Source organism: Kitasatospora albolonga (assembly GCF_039535905.1).
Lineage (GTDB): Bacteria > Actinomycetota > Actinomycetes > Streptomycetales > Streptomycetaceae > Kitasatospora > Kitasatospora albolonga.
Window position 1 is genome coordinate 28,026 of sequence record NZ_BAAAYB010000002.1, and the last position, 16,873, is coordinate 44,898.

The following is a 16,873-nucleotide window of genomic DNA, read 5'->3' on the forward strand; positions in this document are numbered from 1 at the left end:
CGGTGCCCTTCCGTGTCGGTTGCAAGCACCACAAGACGACTGGCGGGCACACCCTTCCCGGACTTCGAAGAAGACATCGAACCGACACCATGACTGTCTCGCAAGCCAGTTGGCGGTGTCGACCTGGGCGGCTGCCTCGGCTGCGTGCGTCTCGGTGCCCGACCGACATGACGGTCGGTGCGCCCTTCCGGGCCCGCACGGCTGCCGCCCTGGTAGGGGTGGCAGCCGTGCGGGGTGTCGGCTACTAGCGTTCTGTGGCCTGGTAGTTGATGACGGCGTGGCGGGCGAGGGCGGGCAGGTCGACGTGGTCGGACAGGCGCTGGCTGACAAGGATGGGGACGGCGTCCGCCCAGGAGAGGGCGGGACGATGGGTGTGGAACTGGGCGATGTCGGTCGAGCCGATGGCGGTGATCTGGTCGGTGTCGAGGCCGGCCAGGATCTCGTCGATGATCCTGTCCTTGGGGAACATGGCGTCGATCGCCTCCCCGACCGCTGCGGCGGCACGGTGGCGCAGGGAGCCTTCGGCGGTGGCGGACAGCCAGCTGTCGGGGGGTATGACCTTGCCGGTGGCGTGGTGGCGGGCGAGTCCTTCCTTGATGTAGGCGATGAGGTCGGGGGAGGAGAAGGCGTTCAGCTCGACGCGCTGGTAACGCCACTTGCGGGGCTCGCCCTTGCGGTTCCAGTCGCAGGCCTTGCCGGTGAACCAGGCGCGGGCGGTGTCGGTGAGGTGGGGGAGGATGCGGGTGGGCAGGGCGGCTTGGCGGGTGTCGGGTTCGGCTTCCAGGCCCTTGGCTATGGCGTCGTCGACGCTCAGGCCCAGGTCGATGACCTCGACGCGGTGGTCGGGCATGCGGGCGGTCTCCTCTCCGAGGGTGCGGGCGATGTTGTAGCCGGCGGGGTCGGCGTCGTGGAGGACGAAGATCTGCACGTCGCCTGGGGGCATCTTGGCGAGCAGGGCGCGGCACGCCTCGGTGCTGTAGCCCTCGTTGGTGATGATCGCCATGTCGTACTGGTCGGCGATGCCGGACTCGCGCACCGGTAGCCACAGGCCCGTCTTCTCGATGACGAGGATCTTGTTGTAGCTCCATTGCGGCGGCCGGTAGCGCTCGACCTCGCGGGTGCCCAGGCGTACGTCCTTCGTCCCGTCGGGGTCGTGGGGATGGTGGAGGGTTCCGCGGGGTTCGCGGTACAGGCCCCGGATGGGGCCGTTGGCCCGTTCCCAGTCGGGGAGCAGGGTCTGCTCGACGTAGGGGGCCTTGAGCTTGGAGCCGGCAGGCAGGAGCTTCAGCGCGAGCGGGCGGATCTTGTAGAAGAGGGTGTGGGAGGAGAACGACAGGCCATCCGCGCCGCGGGCCTGCGCGATGGCCTCGTGCATGACCGTGAAAACGGCGTCCTTCTTGGTCACCGTCGGCTTGGCTCGGGTGGCGGCCCGGGCGTCGGCCTCGCGTTGGCGCGCCGCCTGCCGTGCCTCTTGTCGCTCTGTGCTCTGCCGGGAGCGCTTGTCCTTGGCCAGCACCCTGCTCGCGTCGGTGAGGGCCTTGGCGCAGGCGTCGGCGACCTCGCGCGGGACGACGAGCGTGGTCTTGCCCTTGTCGGTGAACCGCGGCACCGGGCAGACCAGGTGGACGATCGCCGCGCGCTGGAGCTGGTTGCTCGGGTCGGGGACGGCGTCGGCCTGGGCCAGGAAGGAGAGCGCCCCGGTGTCGGCGATCTTGTCGCCCGCCAGGCGGGTGCGTGCCAGCGGGTCGCCGAAGGTCGCCGAGTAGTTCACGGCGAAGCTGACCGCGCCGGGGCGCTTGGTGCGGGCGACGGTCACTTCGATGCTCCACGGGATCCCGGCCCCGTCGGTGAGCTGCTTGCGCGCGAACCACGGCTCCTCGACGCCGAACGCCTGGTCCAGGACGTGGGCGTAGTGGTCGCGGTGGACTTGGCCGAGGTATTTGGGCGTGGGCGGCTTGCTGTTCTCCTTCATCGCGGCCAGCAGCACCGCCACCTGCTCCAGGTTCTCCTCGAAACCGGACAGGTGCGTGATCCCTGGGACCTGTTCGGCGACCTTCTTGGCCTTGGCCGAGCCGGTCAGGCCGGCGAAGGTGTTGGTGAAGGCCCGCACCGTCAGGTCCGCCCCGCCTTGGCGGTGCTCGCTGATGTGGGCGATGACCAGCTTCTTCATCGCGGCCTCGTCGTAGTGGTGTGCGCTGGTCGGGTCGGTGGGCCAGGGCTTGCGCCACCCCTCAGGCGCGGTGGGCTCGTAAATTCCGGCCCCCTCGCCGCCTTCGGTCTGAGCGTGGTCAACGAAGCGGGCGTGCGGGTTGACGAGTGCGAACTTTCGCAGCCAGCGGGCCGCCTTCTCGGCCGTGACCTGCGCGGCGGGCAGTGGGACCGTGACCGACGTGCCGCCGGTGCGGGCGGAGGGCGCCTTCGTGTGGCGGATCGCGACCTCCGCGCAGGGGTCGGTGGACAGGGCGATGTCGTGCCGCACCCCGAGCGCCTCGATGACCACCGGCTCCGTGACGCCGAGCGCGCAGGGGATGCCGAGCAGGGTCTTGAATGCGTTGCCCTGCATGCCGCGGGTCGGGGAGCGCAGGCTCGCCTTGTCGGAGACGTTGCGGGTGAAGTCCAGGATCCGCTCGATGACCGCGCCCGGGATGCCGGGGCCGTTGTCCGTCACACTGACGCGCGCCACCCCATCGGCCCACGACACCGCGAGACCGATCTCGGGGGCGATGCGGGCGGACTCCGCCGCATCGAGGGCGTTGTCAAGCAGTTCCTTGATCACGACATCGCCGAAGCGGTCGTGGGACTGGCCGGTCTGGGACTCCAGGGCCCGCCAGTCCAGGAACTCCGCGGTGCGGGACGTCGAGAACACGGTGCGCGGCACAACAGGGATCGAACGCAAAGAAGAAGTCTCCAGTACTGGGTTGGTGGTGTGCGGATCTGCCCGGCCACCGCTGGGCGGCCGGCGAACAGGAGAAGGGTTCTGCCGGTCAAGTTGGTGCTGGCAGGGAGGGCTTGGTGGGCGGGGCGGGAAGGGGCTCCCGCCCCGCCCACCGGGGTTGGTCACCGCGTGCGGTGCGCAGTCTCCGGTCCGGAGGGCGGCGGGGACGGCGGGCTGGCCGCGATCGCCGGCGTGCCGACGGTGCGGTGGGTGACCGTGCGGGACAGCGCCGCACCGGTGCGGCGCTCCTCCGGGTTGACGATCGGCGCGGGTACCGGGAGGTGGGCGCCCCGGCGGATGCGCCAGGTGAGCACGGTGGCTGGGGAGTCGGCGCTGGCCAGCTCCCTCTGCCCGGCGGCCTGGGCGAGCAGGGCCTGCGGGTCATGGCCGGCCTGCTCGGCTTCGGCCAGGGTGGCGGCGAGCGCCGCCCAGCCCTGGTCCGCGAGCACCCGGGCTGCCAGGTCAGCAGGCAGTGCCCGGCGGGCCTGTGCCTCGTGCCGATCGCGGGCGGGCTGGGGCAGCTGGCGGCCCTGGGTATCGAGGACTGCGATCGGCCGCCCCGCGTGCCTGCCGTAGGCGGTCCGCAGATGTGCCGCTGCCGCTCGTGCGGCCTCGGCCTGGTGCCGGTGGCCTTGGGCGGCGTGCCACTTGGCGATGACGATCGCCAATAGCACGAGGCTGGCCAGGATCGTGGCTGCGGCCGTGCCCTCCTCGCCCCGGCCTCCGGCAGGGGCGGCGTAGAGGAGTTCGCGGGCCACCGAGCGCATCGCCCGCGCCTCGGCCCGGGCGACGCGGGTGCGGGCGATCGCGGTGAACTCCAGTGCCCGGGCGGCCTGGTTGATCTCCTTCCTGGACAGGATCGGGCTGGTGAGGGCGAGGGTGTCGAGGACCTCGATCGTGCCGCTGACCACCGCGGCGACCTGACCGGCACGCGGGTCTTCGTCGATGGTGGCGGTGGCATGGTCGATGCTGGTACTGGCCCGGTACCTGACCGGGGCCGGCCGCCCCTTGCCGACCAGTGCGGGTTCGTCGATGCCGGCGGCGAACCGTTCGTGGATCTTGGGCAGGGTCAGGTCGGCCGCCAGCTGGCTGCCGGAGAACCACACTGGAGGGCCCGGCCCGCCAGTGGGTAGGGCGAACTTGTAGCCCCTGGCGTCACCGGAGGGCAGGCGGCGGACCTTGCACCGGATCCCCTGCGCGGCCAGGCGGGCGAGGAACTCCTCCTCCCCCACAGCCCCCGCGAGGGCTCGCCGCACACCGGTCCGCAGCCGGGCCCGCCCCGTCTCCTCTTGGCCCAGGCGCTCGGCCTTGCGCAGCTCCGGGCTCTTGGGGCGCTTGGGGATCCCCGCCCGGTAGTCGCGGGTTCGGGTGTCGGACCAGTCCTTGAGCCCCAACTCGCGCTCTATCTTGGTGAGCTCGGCCTCCGTCCGGTACTGGTCACCCCGCAGGCGGGCCTGGGTCAGGTCGGCGCGCACCACGGTGGCGAGGATGTGGATGTGGTTGTCCCCGTGGTGGACGGCGACCCAGCGGCAGCCGTCCGGATCGTCGTCGGGGGCGATGCCGGCGGCGGCCACGACCCGGCGCGCGATCGCGCCCCACTCTGCGTCGCTGAGGTTCCGGTCGGTGGGGTCGGCACGGACCATGCGGTGGTAGACGTGCTTGGCGACCGGACGGCCGTAGCGCACGACGTGCAGGTCAAGGGCGTCGCGCAGCTGGGCCAGAGTGGCCTCGCCGTCGCGGCCCGGGTCGGGGGCGAAGCCGTCCCAGGAGGCCACCAGGTGCGGGTCGGTGTGCTCGTTGCGGCGGCCCGGACCGTACAGGTACTTGAGCGCCTTGAGCGTGTCCGCCCCGGAGCGGGCGGTGGTGATCACCGGCGGGCGGCCTTCGCCACCCGCATCGCCGCGGCGTCCACCCCGGCCACCGCCCTGCGGACCTCGGCCACCGCTTCCCTGGCCCTGGCCAGGGAGGCCTGCGCCGGACCGTGCTCGACACCGATCTCGGCGTTGAGCTGGAAGGCGATCTGGTTGACGTTTGCGCCGAGTCGGCTGACCTGGAAGCGGGCAGCGTCCAGCGCCTGCACGGCCTGATCGAGCTGCTCGTCGCGGGCCACCGTCCCGGCGCCGCCCGGGGTCAGGGCCTGGCGCTCCAGGTAGTCGGCCACGTTCAGGCCGGCCGCCTGCGCAAGCCGCTTGATCTGCACTTCCCGCTCCGCTGTGCACCGGAAGCCGAGCTTCTTCGTCTTCGGGTTGTCGTTGTCGCGCCGGCGGCGCTTGGCACGGCGGACGCTGGCACGCGGAGCGCGCTCGGCGGATCGGGCGGACGAGTGCGGCTCGACGGCGAGCGTCTTCTCCTGCTTCGCCGCGCCCCCGCAGTGAAGCTCCGGTGCTGCCGCCCCCGGCAGCACCGGCACGTCCACGCCCCCTTGGGCGTGGACGTCCGCGTGCGGGGCCCCGTAGGGGCCCCGCACGCACTCGCTTGCTCCGCCAGGGCCCCGTAGGGGCCCCGCACGCACTCGCTTGCTCCGCCATTGACGTGTGGGTGGTCAACTTCGGTGCGGTCGAGCGAGGTTACACCACCGGCAGAGCGGCGGTCCGGAACGGGAAAGATGTCGGTCAGGGCATGCTCCAGGGGTTGTCGGGATCGCGTTGGCCAGCGTCCGGACCATGCCCAGCACGAGGGCGGCAGGCTTCGCGGGCAGGCCGCCATACTCCGGAGGCGGGACGGTCCGGCGTGCGCACGGCGAAGGGATGCAGTCTGTCCGCAGCGGCCGAGTCAGCTGCGGACGGACCGAGCCGGACCAAGGAGTTCTGCGCATCGGCAGAAGTCCGAGCGGACGCACCGGACAGTGGACCGGCTCGCCGGGGGGAGGTCAGTCGACCGGTGGGTGCTCGCGGGCCGGACCGTGCGGGAACTCCTTGCGGAGCTCGTCCATCAGCACCGTGAAGCGGGTACTGCCCATGGGCAGGTTGGCCTCTCGGACCGCGCGCTCGACGACCGGGCGGCTCGGGCGGCCATGGGCTCGGACCGCAGGCCGGCTGACCTCCAGCAACCGCTCCATCGACACCCCCGCCGGACGACCCGTCCGCCGCCCCGGACCACCCCCAGCATCAGGAGACGGCTCGGCCACGCCATCGGCATCCGGTCCACCGCCGTCCGTCCGCGCCTCGGAGCCGGAGAGTTCTGCCGACCCCGCCCCCGGACCACCATCGGCCCGGACCAGCACGGAGTCCGCGGCGGACGAGAGCGGACCACCGGCCTCGTCGGGCGTGGAGGAGGAGGACGGCGCGGACCGGACCGCAGTCTCGTCCGGACCCTCCGGACCGCCGGAGACGGACAGCCCGGTCGCGGCGGACGGCCAGGGGGTGCAACACGGACCGTCAGCCAGCTGGTCCGGCGCGCCGGGGTCCGAGAGCGCGGAGTCGGCAGAAGTCCCGCCCGACGCCCCGGCCGGGGCAGGCTGCGGGGTGATGGCGTGGCGGGCGATGAGGATGTAGAGGTGGACGGCGCCGCCGAGCGCGAGCGGGGAGAGCATCGACAGGGCGGCGACGACGCCGTCGCCGAGCTGCAGCCCGTCGCCCTGGTCGAGCACCTGGTTCAGGCGTACGGCGTGCAGGGCGTTGGCCCACACGCTGGCTGCGGTCGCCCCGGCGAACAGGAACCAGGCGTACAGGCGCGCTGGCCACGGTGCGGCCCGCAGGACCAGCAGAGCGCGCACGCCGTAGGCGATGAACCCGTCGACGGTGAGCGGGAAGACGTACGCCAGCGGGCCGCGCACGTGGATGGCGACGGCCATCTGCTGCAGCGCGTCGAAGGACAGAGCGAATCCGGCCACGCCGATCAGGGCGACGGCGAGCCGGTCCCAGGCGGTCACCCGGACAACCCGGGCAGGGGACGGAAGGCGAGCGGGGAGTGTCGCAATAGCGGGGGTCGTGGTGGGCTCCGGGATCTTGAGGGATGATGCATTTCGGATGGACTTGCCATCCGCCAGGGATGACCGTAGCGTGTCCCCAGCGACGATGCAAGAACGAGCCAACTTCGATGCGAGGTGAATCGAGTGACCGATCAGCCGGGCCAGCCCGAGAACTCCCCTACAGCCCCCGCGCTCAGCGAGGAGCACGCCGCCGAGCGGGTCCGCCTGGAGCGCGAGTACCTCGGGTGGAGCACCGGCGAACTCGCCAAGCGCATGACCGCCGCCGGCTACCCCATGAACCAGTCCTCGGTCTGGCGGATCGAGAGCGGCGAACCCCGCCGACGGATCAACCTCGACGAAGCGATCGGCTTCGCCAAGGTCTTCAGCCTCACCCTGGAGGAGTTCCTCGGCCCGCCCGAGCCCTCCTCCGACAAGCACATCTCCCAGCTGACCACCGAGGTAGTCGCCAGGTACCGCTTCCTGCTGGACCTACTGCAGAGCACCAACTCGGTGTTCGACGCCGTCGACCAGTACAACGCGATCTTCCCGCAACACGCCAAGGAGCTGAACGACCGCATCGTCCGCGCCCTCAGCGAGGAGAGCCGCCGACGCGGCCCCGTCCGCGTCTCCCCTCTGATCTTCTTCCGCTTCCCGGCCTTCGCGGAAGCCAAACGGCAGGCGGAGCGGCTGCAGGGCGACGCCACACCCGAGGTGTAGCCGCCGACTTCCCTGTCAGTTCCGGCCGGTCACCGCCCTCGGCTCCGCTGCCGAACTGCCCCGCCGCCACCGAGAAAGGAGCCAGGCGCCCCACCCCTCGGCCCTTGAGCTCAGCTCACGGGCTGATCGCGCCGTCGTCACGGACACGGCGCTCTCCCCGACCTCGGCGATCACTCCCGAGTTCCCCAGACCGATCTGACGGTCTTCTCCAGCTGCCGTTCGGCGCAGGCCTCCGCCCTGCCGCGACCGACCGCAGCTTCCCTGGCCTGTCCCCTGCCGGACACGGCCGCGTCACCATCACCCCCACCGAGGCCACCGCCTCTCCTCCCCACCCCCGAAGCCCAAGGAGTCCCATTACCCACGCCCAGTTCCCCCAGCTGAACCGCCCCAACATCACGGCCTCCTTCGGCAGCCAGCTGCACAGGAGCGTTCGCCCGACAGGCGTCCGGCAGCCCAGGATCTCCGTGACGTGGTCGCAAGGGGCCGACCTGACACCAGCTGAGCGCACACGCCTCCTGCGCCTCCTGTTCGCTCCACGCGATGCAACTCCTCGCGCTGGTGCGGAAACAGCACCAGGTCGCGAGTAATTCGCATACCCTCACCCCACCTTGAGCGCCCCGGCGACGGCTGCAGCCGTCGCCGGGGCCGGCCGACCGCCCAGGAGCCGTCATGACAAATCCCATCACCCGCCCGCGCGCCGCATCCGCCACGCTCGCCCACGCCACGGCGCCTCGCACCCTCCGGGCCGTGGACTACCTCCGGGTCAGCACCGAGGAGCAGACGCAGGGCTTCGGCATCGCCAGCCAGGCCAAGAAGAACGCCCGGCACATCAAGGGCAAGCGCTGGGATCACGTCGGCACCTTCGAGGACGACGGCGTCTCCGGCTCCAAGGAGATGGGCGAACGTCCGGACTTCGACCGGCTGATGGAGTGCGCCAAGCTGGGCGAGTTCGACATCGTCGTGGTGGAGAAGGGCGACCGCATCGGCCGGACCGGCCGCGCCTTCTGGCGCTGGGTCTGGGCTTTGGAGGACATCGGCGTCTTCGTCGCCATCGTCAACCGCAACATCGACAACACCACATCCGAGGGCCGCGCGCAGATGCGCCGCGAGGCCGACTACGCCGAGACCGAGTGGGAGAACATCCGCTCCCGCACTCAGGGTGGCCTCCAGGAGAAGGCCGAGGAGCCCGGCGCCCCGCACATCGGCGGCCGGCCGCCGTTCGGCTACCGGATCAAGCACAAGGGCACGAAGCGCGCCTCCCGCCTGGTCGTCGACAAGGGCGAACGGAAGCTCATCCGCCGCGTCTACCGGATGGCGGTGGCCGAGAACCTCAACTTCCGGCAGATCGCCATCCGGCTCAACGCGGAGGGGAGGACAACCCGTTCGGGCAAGCCGTGGTCAGCCGCCAACCTGCGTGACCGCATCCTGTCCCGTGCCGTCCTCGACGCCGAGCTCGTCTTCCGCGGCGAGCACGCCGCGACCGACATGGACGGCAACCCGGTGTGGGGCGAGTCGGTGACCATCTCGCTTCCGCCGGTCCTGGAGGAGCACGAGGCGGCCGCCCTTCGCAGGAAGGTCTCCTCGCGATCGAAGCCCAGCAGCGGCAACCGGGCGGTCTATCCGCTGAGCGGTCGCCTCATCGGGCTCTGCGCCGAGCCCTACACCGGGATCAGCCGTGAGTCGCTCGCCACCGGCCGCCGGAACTACCGCTGCAGCGGCAAGAACGAGCCCATCCCCGGGCAGGAGGTGTGTGACTGCTCCTACGTCGACGCCGAGGCCGTCGAGACCCGGGTCTGGTCCGAGGTGGTCAAACTGCTGGGCGACTCCGAGAAGTTGGAGAAGCTCGCCGCCGAGTGGGTCGGCATGGCCGAGGGCGACCAGTCCGCGCACACCGAGCGGATCGCGGACCTCGACCGTCAGATCTCCGCCCTGGACAGCTCCATCGCCGTCGTGATCGTCGCCTCCGCCAAGCAGAAGCAGTCGGCGAACGCCATCGCGGAGGCGACCGCCTCACTCAACGCCGAACTGGAGCAGCTTCACCAGATGCGTGCCGAGGCGGCCGCGTGGCTGGCGGAGATCGAGGACGCGGACCGCCGCGCCCGAGACCTCCGGCAGCTCGCCCGGACGGCCCGGCACCACCTCGCGGACATGAAGCCCGAGGAGCAGGGCGAGGTGCTCGCCCTGCTCGACGTGAAGGTGTTCATCGAGGGGCCGATCCCGCTCCGCCGGGGCGGAGTGCCCTGCACGGTCCAGTCCTGGTACCGCACCGCCGAACTGGCCGTACCCGTGAGCGATCTGTCCGACGAGAGCTGGGAGTTGGTCGCCCACCTGCTGCCGGCCGGCCGCGGCGACCGCGTCCGACGGTCGGTCGACGCGATCCTCGCCAAGGCCCGGACCGGGACCTCCTGGCCGATGCTGCGCGAGGAGTACGGATCGACCAGCACCGCCTCGAAGTACTTCAACGAGTGGGTTCAGAACGGAACTTGGGCTGACGTCAACCGCATCCTCGCCACCGTCGAACTGGCGCCACTCCCTGCCCTCGACCTCGTGCCGCCTATGCGAATCGAAGGGCGGGTCGACCCGCGCGTGATGCTGATCCCCTGTGAAGGCTCCCGAAGGGGATGGTGACGATGAGGATGCAGCAGATGATCCCGGCCACCGCGTAGCCGAGCGCCATCCAGATCCCGCAGAGGATCAGCCAGAGCACGTTCAGGACGAAACCGATCACCTTCATGCCCCAACCCTCCCACGGACCGGGCCCCCGGCGGCAGATCCGGTCACGGCGAGTCCACCGCCACACGTTCGGATGAAAGGCGGTGACCTGACTGTTCGTCCACCAACTCACGCTGCTATCAATGGCTTTGTCCCGGGCTCGACCTGGGGAATCCCCCGAGGTCGTACACGGAGCGTACGGCCTTTCGCGAGAACGGAATCCGCCTGATGGCCATCGCAGTTCGCAGGACGCTCGCCGTCGCCACGCTGGCTCTGACCGCCTCCATCCTTCCGGCCGCCGGGGCCGGGGCCGCCGTCGAGGGGCCGCAGCCGGCCAAGCGCGCGCCGGGCCTCTACTGCCTCGCCAACACCTGGAACACGCCGACCGTCTCCAGCAAGGCGTGCAACACCTCGGACCAGGGCCAGCACTGGACGCTCTCCGGCCAGCAGATCGCGCTGAGCAACGCCCGGGCCTACTGTCTGGCCAACACCTGGAACAAGCCGGACGTCTCCACCAAGCCCTGCGACCCCAAGGACCAGGGCCAGTACTGGACCTTCAACGGCCAGCAGATCGCGCTGACCTTCGCCCCGGCCTACTGCCTGACCAACGCCTGGGGCACGCCGGACGTCGCGGTGCGGCCGTGCGACGCCAACGACCCGGGCCAGCGCTGGGTGGTCTTCAACGAGCAGCTCAGCCTGGCAGCGGCCTGACGCGCCACCGCCCGGCCCGGGGCGAGGGGCCCCGGGCCGGGGCGGCGTCAGGCGAACTGGCCCGGGCGGTAGTCGCCGGCCGGGGTCTGCAGGATGACGTTGGCGCGGTTGAAGGCGTTGATCAGGGCGATGGCGCCGACCAGCGCGCCGAGCTGGTCCTCGTCGAAGTGCTGGGCGGCGCGCTGCCAGACCTCGTCGCTGACGCCACCGGCCGCGTCGGCGATCCGGGTGGCCTCCTCGGTGAGCTCGATCGCGGCGCGCTCGGCCTCGGTGAAGACGGCGGCCTCGCGCCAGGCGGCGACCAGGTTGAGCCGCTCGGGGTTCTCGCCGTGGTGGACGGCGTCCTTGAAGTGCATGTCGGTGCAGAAGCCGCAGCCGTTGATCTGGCTGGCCCGGAGCTTGACCAGCTCCTGGGTGGTGGCCGGCAGGCCCGAGTCCTCCAGGACCTTCCCCGCCGCGATGATGTGCTTGAAGACCTTGCCCAGGACCGGGTTGGTGTAGGGGTTGAGGCGGATCTCCACGGGGTGCTCCCTCGTTCGGTGCTCGTCTTGCGCTGTCATCCCTTCGACGGAGCGGCCGGGCCGGGTGTGACAACCGGCGGACGTGACCCGCGTCACGCCGCGTCAGAGCCTCGGCGCCTCCGGGTGGTACGCGCGCTGGCGCTCGACCGGTGCGGCCGCGAAGTCGCCGCTGCCGTTCACCACCTCGCCCGCCTCCAGGGACAGCCCGCGCGCCAGGCCGCTCCCCTTGAGCACCGCGCCCCGCCCGTCCGGGTCGGGGTACGCGTGGTCGCCGCCACCCGCCAGCCGGACGGACTGGACGGCGACGGCGCCGATCACCTGGCAGCCATCGCCGATCTCCGAACGGCCGACGACCTCCGGGCCGTTGAGCAGCCTGGTCCGGTCGCCCACGACCACGGCCGCGTCGGCCCGGTTGGCCTTGATCCGGGCACCGCCGTCCCCGAACAGGTTCCGGTCCCCGATCCGGACCGAGCCGCCGGCCTCCGCGAGCACTGCGGTGCCGGGGCGGAGCACGTTCCCGGAGCCGATCGAGCAGCTGCTGAGCTCGTCGCACTCCAGCGTCACGCCCGGGTAGAGGACGTTGTCCTGACCGAGCGTCACCCGGCGGGAGATCAGCACCGAGAAGGGGTCGTGGATCACGTTCCCGTCCCCCGGCGCCAGCAGTTCGGTCACGGTCCGCAGCCCCGCCGCGGTCCGGGCGGCGTCCAGCACGGCAAGCCAGTTCTCCACGGAATCCCCCTCGTTCGTTGTCCTCCGTGCCCGATCGTGCCGCACGGTGGAGGCCCGGGGGGAAGTTGTTCGGACAACGGACACCCACCACGGGTGGCGCGTTCACGCGCCGTCGCTACGGTCGCACCGCCCGGCGCTGTCCCGGGTGCGTGCGCGGGTGGGGAGCCGGCCGGGTGCGCTGAACCTGTCGAGGAGACGAACCCCTATGCAGCGCAAGGCCTTCAAGGCCGCGTTGGTGCTCGTGACCGCGAGCGCCCTGGTGGGCGGCGCGGCGGTCACCGCCAACTCGGAGCCGTCCGAGCAGTACCGCAACGACCAGGGCCACGACGGCTGGTACGGCGGCGGCAACGACATCCGCAACGTCATCTACATGGTCGGCGACGGCATGGGCCGCACCCACGTCACGGCCGGCCGGGACCGCTTCTACGGCGCCGCGGGCCGCCTGAACATGGAGCGCATGCCGGTCGTCGGCCAGGTCGCCACCTACGCGGTCGAGAAGGGCAGCAACAAGCCGGCCCTGGTGACCGACTCGGCGTCCTCCGCCACCGCCTGGTCCTCCGGCGTGAAGACCTACAACGCGGCGCTCGGCGTGGACTCGTACGAGAAGCGCGTCGCCACCCTGATGGAGCAGGCCAAGGCGGCCGGCTTCTCGACCGGCAACGTCTCGACCGCCGAGATCACCGACGCCACCCCGGCCGGCCAGTTCAGCCACGTGCTGCTGCGCGGCTGCCAGGGCCCGGTCTACTCGGACGCGGCCTGCCTGCCGAAGAACGCCGACGGCACGTACGAGGCCAAGCCCTCGGACGCCACCCTGATCACCCCGGTCGCCGAGCAGATCGCCCGCAACGGCACGGCCGACGTCATCCTCGGCGGCGGCCTGGCCCGCTTCGAGCCGGACGACCAGAAGGCCCTGAAGGACCGCGGCTACCAGGTGCTCGGCAGCTTCGGCGACGCCGCGCTGCCGGCCCAGACCGCCGCCAGCCAGAAGGTCGCCACCAAGGCCGAGCTGGACGCGGTGCGCAGCGGCAAGGTCATCGGCCTGTTCAACCGCGGCAACCTGACGGTGGAGGCGGCCAAGTCCGCGCTGCCGGCCGGCGCCCCGGAGAAGGCCGAGCCGACCCTGTCGGACCTCACCACCAAGGCGATCGACCTGCTGGGCAAGCGCAACCGCAAGGGCTTCTTCCTCCAGGTCGAGGGCGCCCAGATCGACAAGCGCTCGCACGCCAACGACGCCGCCCAGACCCTGGGCGAGATCAAGGCCTTCGACGACGCCGTGGCCAAGGCCGTGGACTTCGCCAAGCGCGACGGCCACACCCTGGTGATCGTCACCGCCGACCACGAGTGCGCCGGCTTCAACATCATCGAGAAGGGCACCTTCACCAACGCGGAGGCCGCCGCCCCGCCGGTGAACGTGGACCCGGGCAACCCGGCGAACAACAGCGCCCCGTCGCGCACCGGTGGCAACACCAAGGACGCCACCCGCTCCACCGGCATCGTGAACGGCGCCGGTTCGAAGGACCCGAAGAACTTCGCCCCGGCCACCTTCCGCACCCCGGACGACGCCGCGGGCGTGGTGGACGGCAGCCCGGAGGCCAGCCTCTGGCTGACCTACCTGTCCGGCAACCACACCGGTGCCGACGTGCCGCTGTTCGCCTTCGGCCCCGGTTCGCAGCGCTACGCCGCCAGCCAGGACAACACCGAGCTCTACGGCAAGATGTACCGCTCGCTGTTCAACCGCTCGCCGCGCTGACACTCAGCAGCACCAGGACGGCTGACGCCCCGTCACGAGGGCCGAAGCCTGGTCAGGACGGCTGACGGACCCGTCCGACACCGGGGGCCGGGAGGGCACACGCCCCCTCCCGGCCCCCGGCCGTACTCCCGCCCCCGCTCCCCAGGAGACCCCCGCCGTGAACCCGACCCGCCGCGCCCTCGTCCTCCCGCTGCTCGCCCTGGCCCTGCTGACCGGGTGCACCTCGACCGGGTCGAAGGACGCCGCGCAGGACGCCGGGCCGCTGCCCGCCCCGAGCCAGGTGACGCTGCCGGAGCCCAAGCAGGTGCCCGCCGCCCCGGCCTCGCTGGGCGGCGAGGTCCGCCCGGGCGAGGTGCGGATCGAGCCGGGACCGTTCACCGACCGGGTCACGCTGACCAAGCTGGCACTGGACAAGGGCTCGGCCGTCGGCGGCCACCTGACCATCACCTCGGACATCAGCGACGTGCTGGTCATGGAGCTGCGGGCCGCCTTCTACGACCAGCAGGGCCGGCTGGCCGGCACCGGCACCTTCCACTACCAGGAGGAGGAGTCCGAGGGCGCCCACCCGGGCCCGCGCGCGGCCGAGGGCGGCATCGACTTCTCCATCCCGGCCGAGAAGCTCACCTCGGCCCCGGTCACCGCGGTGCTCTCCCTCCCCGTGCTCGTCAACGAATGAGCGTGCCCGCCCCCCGGTGAGGAGGAGCGGGCACGCGGCACGGCGGTGGTGACGTCGGATCAGACCGCCGGGAAGGGGTCCAGGTCCGTCTTGAGGGTCTGGCCCGGGGCCGGCGGGGTCCTGTCGACCAGGTAGTCGGTGACCAGGGCGTTGAGGGCGGCGCTGCGGCCGACCGCGCAGTGCTCGATGGAGTCGACGGTGACCAGGACCGCGTTGCCGAGCTCGCGCTGCATGCGCTGGGCGAACTTGTACTGGGTGGCCGGGTCGTAGAGGTTGCCGATGACCATCACGGTGTTGGCGGTCTTCTTGTTCCACGGGCCGCTGTAGCGCTCGGAGGTGAGCGCCGGGGCCGGCCAGCTGGCGCACGGCGGCGCGTCGAAGGCCTGGTAGCGGCCGAAGGTCGGGGACTCCTTCTCCCAGGCCTTCGCCACCAGCGGGAAGAGCTGCGGGACCGGCGGGTACGGCTTGTCCTGGCAGTTGACGCCGTAGTAGGAGTCGTCCGAGGTGTACGGGGTCTCGGCCGGGGCCTCCCGGAGCGCGTTCGGGGCCTGGACGGCCAGCTGGTCGGCGTCGCCGGTGGACGGCTGACCGCCCGTCAGCGAGCGGGCGCCCTGGGCGTTGATCGCGGTGTCCAGGTCCTGGATGGACTTGGCCAGCGGGGCCAGCCGGGTCTGCGCGTAGAGCGCGTTGGCGACCTGGCTGGTGAAGGTCGAGAGGGTGACGACGGCGCCGCTGGGCAGGGTCACCGGGCTGGTGCGCAGGTGGTCCCGGATGGCGTCGAAGCGGGCCCGGTTGTCGCCGCCGGCGAAGGCGCAGCGCTGGATCCCGGCGGTGGCGCAGTGCTCCAGGAAGGCGTCCAGCGAGATCTCGAAGCCGTCGGCGCGCTGGCGGTCGTACTCCAGGCCGTTGGCCAGGCGCAGCTGCGGGTCGACGTTGCCGTCGACGATCACGGCGCGGACCTTGGACGGGTACATGTTGGCGTAGGTGGAGCCGATCAGGGTGCCGTAGGAGAAGCCCGCGAAGGTGAGCTGGGCGTCGCCGACGGCCTGCCGCATCCGGTCCAGGTCGCGGACCACGTTGATGGTCGACATGTGCTTGATCAGCGGGCCGGCGTTCTTGCCGCAGGCGGCCGCGTAGTCGCGGTTGGCGGCCATGGTGTCGCGGACCTCGTCCGCGGTGACCGGGACGCCGGTGGCGCGGCCCCAGAGGGCGTCGGACTCCTCGTTGCTGGTGAAGCAGCGCAGCGGGTTGCTGCGGGCCACGCCGCGCGGGTCGAAGCCGACCAGGTCGAAGCGGTCCTGGACCTTCTTCTGGAAGCGGGTGGTGGTGGCCCAGAGGTAGCCGCTGCCGCCCGGGCCGCCGGGGTTGAGGAAGAGCGAGCCTATTCGGTTGGCCGGGTCGGAGGCCCGGCGGCGCAGCATGGCGATGCCGATCTTCTCGCCGTTCGGCTTGGCGTAGTCCAGCGGCACCGGGTAGGTGGCGCAGTCGTAGATGCCCGGATCCGGCTTGCTCGGATCGGGGTTGCAGGGTGTCCAGGACACCGGGTCGACCTTGGCCGGAGCTCCTCCGGCGGACGGTGCGGCGACGGCCACACCGGGGACCAACAGCAGGGCACTGGCCGCAGCCAGGCCCGCACTCCAGACACGAGACACGGAACCCCCCTCGACATGTCCAAATCAGGCGCGGCCAGCATGCCAGTTCGGAGATCGTCGAGGAAGGCCCCGGGCGTGATCGGTTCCGTTTCAGGCCAGCAGCTTGGTCTTGGCCTGCTGGAACTCCTCCTCGGTCAGCGTGCCGTTGCTCCGCAGCTGCGCGAGCTTCGCCAACTCGTCGGCCTGGGTGGGCTTCTGACTGCCCGTCTGCTGTCCGGCGGCCTCCTGGACGTAGGACCGGAAGGCGGCCTCGCTGCGCTGCACCTGCTCGCGGTCGCGCTGGGCCATCGAGTTGCCGCGGGCGATCAGGTAGACCAGCACCCCGAGGTAGGGCAGCAGGATCACGAAGATCAGCCACCCCGCCTTGCCCCAGCCGCCCATCGAGTGGTCGCGGAAGATGTCCCCGATCACCTTGAAGAGCAGGAAGAACCAGAGCACCCAGAGGAACAGCCAGAGCATCGTCCAGAAGAGGTTGAGCAGCGGGTAATCGTCCATCGGAACTCCCTCGGACCGCCGCCCGCACCGTGCGGACGGCGATCCGATCATAGGGAGACATTCTG

At 71.4% G+C, this 16,873-nt stretch carries 13 protein-coding genes and 1 pseudogene; 5 read left to right on the plus strand and 9 right to left on the minus strand.

Annotation, left to right across the window (positions count from 1 at the left end; translation table 11 throughout):
* Positions 1-244: 244 nt before the first annotated feature.
* From ABD946_RS00280 to ABD946_RS00295, 4 genes are all read right to left on the minus strand, one after another.
* A complete protein-coding gene (locus ABD946_RS00280) occupies positions 245-2,878 on the minus strand; it encodes an ATP-binding protein (protein ID WP_345278819.1) in 2,634 nt (877 codons plus the stop codon).
* A 179-nt stretch (positions 2,879-3,057) separates the two neighbouring features.
* A complete protein-coding gene (locus tag ABD946_RS00285; RefSeq protein ID WP_345278821.1) occupies positions 3,058-4,806 on the minus strand; it encodes a relaxase family protein in 1,749 nt (582 codons plus the stop codon).
* Complete coding sequence (locus ABD946_RS00290; RefSeq protein WP_345278823.1) at positions 4,803-5,402, minus strand: plasmid mobilization protein; 600 nt, start codon at positions 5,400-5,402, stop codon at positions 4,803-4,805. The genes ABD946_RS00285 and ABD946_RS00290 overlap by 4 nt, the downstream gene beginning before the upstream one ends.
* 402 nt (positions 5,403-5,804) lie before the next feature.
* Positions 5,805-6,806: a DUF2637 domain-containing protein gene (locus tag ABD946_RS00295; RefSeq protein WP_345278825.1), complete on the minus strand. Its 1,002-nt coding sequence runs from the start codon at positions 6,804-6,806 to the stop codon at positions 5,805-5,807.
* A gap of 183 nt (positions 6,807-6,989) precedes the next feature.
* On the opposite strand from ABD946_RS00295, the gene ABD946_RS00300 reads away from it, so the two are divergent.
* On the plus strand, positions 6,990-7,562 hold the full coding sequence (locus ABD946_RS00300) for a helix-turn-helix domain-containing protein (protein ID WP_345278827.1): 573 nt from the start codon (positions 6,990-6,992) through the stop codon (positions 7,560-7,562).
* A 669-nt stretch (positions 7,563-8,231) separates the two neighbouring features.
* Positions 8,232-10,190: a recombinase family protein gene (locus tag ABD946_RS00305; protein ID WP_345278829.1), complete on the plus strand. Its 1,959-nt coding sequence runs from the start codon at positions 8,232-8,234 to the stop codon at positions 10,188-10,190.
* Here the strand turns inward: ABD946_RS00305 and ABD946_RS00310 are convergent.
* Positions 10,174-10,296 (minus strand): annotated as a pseudogene (locus tag ABD946_RS00310) (YccF domain-containing protein); the annotation flags it as partial. The gene ABD946_RS00305 and the pseudogene ABD946_RS00310 overlap by 17 nt on opposite strands.
* Positions 10,297-10,502: 206 nt before the next feature.
* On the opposite strand from ABD946_RS00310, the gene ABD946_RS00315 reads away from it, so the two are divergent.
* Positions 10,503-10,985, plus strand: a complete 483-nt coding sequence (locus tag ABD946_RS00315; RefSeq protein WP_345278831.1) for a ricin-type beta-trefoil lectin domain protein — start codon at positions 10,503-10,505, stop codon at positions 10,983-10,985.
* A 47-nt stretch (positions 10,986-11,032) separates the two neighbouring features.
* On the opposite strand, the gene ABD946_RS00320 is transcribed toward ABD946_RS00315, so the two are convergent.
* Both ABD946_RS00320 and ABD946_RS00325 read right to left on the minus strand, forming a co-directional pair.
* Positions 11,033-11,506 (minus strand): carboxymuconolactone decarboxylase family protein, encoded by a 474-nt coding sequence (locus tag ABD946_RS00320; RefSeq protein ID WP_345278833.1) that lies wholly within the window; start codon positions 11,504-11,506, stop codon positions 11,033-11,035.
* A 102-nt stretch (positions 11,507-11,608) separates the two neighbouring features.
* The gene (locus ABD946_RS00325; RefSeq protein ID WP_345278835.1) at positions 11,609-12,235 is read right to left on the minus strand and encodes an LbetaH domain-containing protein; all 627 of its coding nucleotides are present in this window, start codon (positions 12,233-12,235) and stop codon (positions 11,609-11,611) included.
* Positions 12,236-12,440: 205 nt separating this feature from the next.
* Between ABD946_RS00325 and ABD946_RS00330 the strand changes: the two genes are divergently transcribed.
* Positions 12,441-13,985, plus strand: coding sequence for an alkaline phosphatase (locus ABD946_RS00330; RefSeq protein ID WP_345278837.1), 1,545 nt, complete (start codon positions 12,441-12,443; stop codon positions 13,983-13,985).
* Between the two features lie 157 nt (positions 13,986-14,142).
* Complete coding sequence (locus tag ABD946_RS00335) at positions 14,143-14,661, plus strand: hypothetical protein (protein WP_345278838.1); 519 nt, start codon at positions 14,143-14,145, stop codon at positions 14,659-14,661.
* A 59-nt stretch (positions 14,662-14,720) separates the two neighbouring features.
* Here ABD946_RS00335 and ABD946_RS00340 read toward each other — a convergent pair whose 3' ends face one another.
* A complete protein-coding gene (locus tag ABD946_RS00340; protein ID WP_345278840.1) occupies positions 14,721-16,313 on the minus strand; it encodes an alpha/beta hydrolase in 1,593 nt (530 codons plus the stop codon).
* Positions 16,314-16,403: 90 nt separating this feature from the next.
* Positions 16,404-16,808 (minus strand): SHOCT domain-containing protein, encoded by a 405-nt coding sequence (locus ABD946_RS00345; protein WP_345278842.1) that lies wholly within the window; start codon positions 16,806-16,808, stop codon positions 16,404-16,406.
* Positions 16,809-16,873: the final 65 nt, after the last annotated feature.

Excerpts from the sequence above, each read along its gene's own strand:
- ABD946_RS00305 (WP_345278829.1), top strand. The coding sequence starts at position 8,232 with ATGACAAATCCCATCACCCGCCCGCGCGCCGCATCCGCCACGCTCGCC.
- ABD946_RS00315 (WP_345278831.1), top strand. The coding sequence starts at position 10,503 with ATGGCCATCGCAGTTCGCAGGACGCTCGCCGTCGCCACGCTGGCTCTG.
- ABD946_RS00330 (WP_345278837.1), top strand. The coding sequence starts at position 12,441 with ATGCAGCGCAAGGCCTTCAAGGCCGCGTTGGTGCTCGTGACCGCGAGC.
- ABD946_RS00345 (WP_345278842.1), bottom strand. The coding sequence starts at position 16,808 with ATGGACGATTACCCGCTGCTCAACCTCTTCTGGACGATGCTCTGGCTG.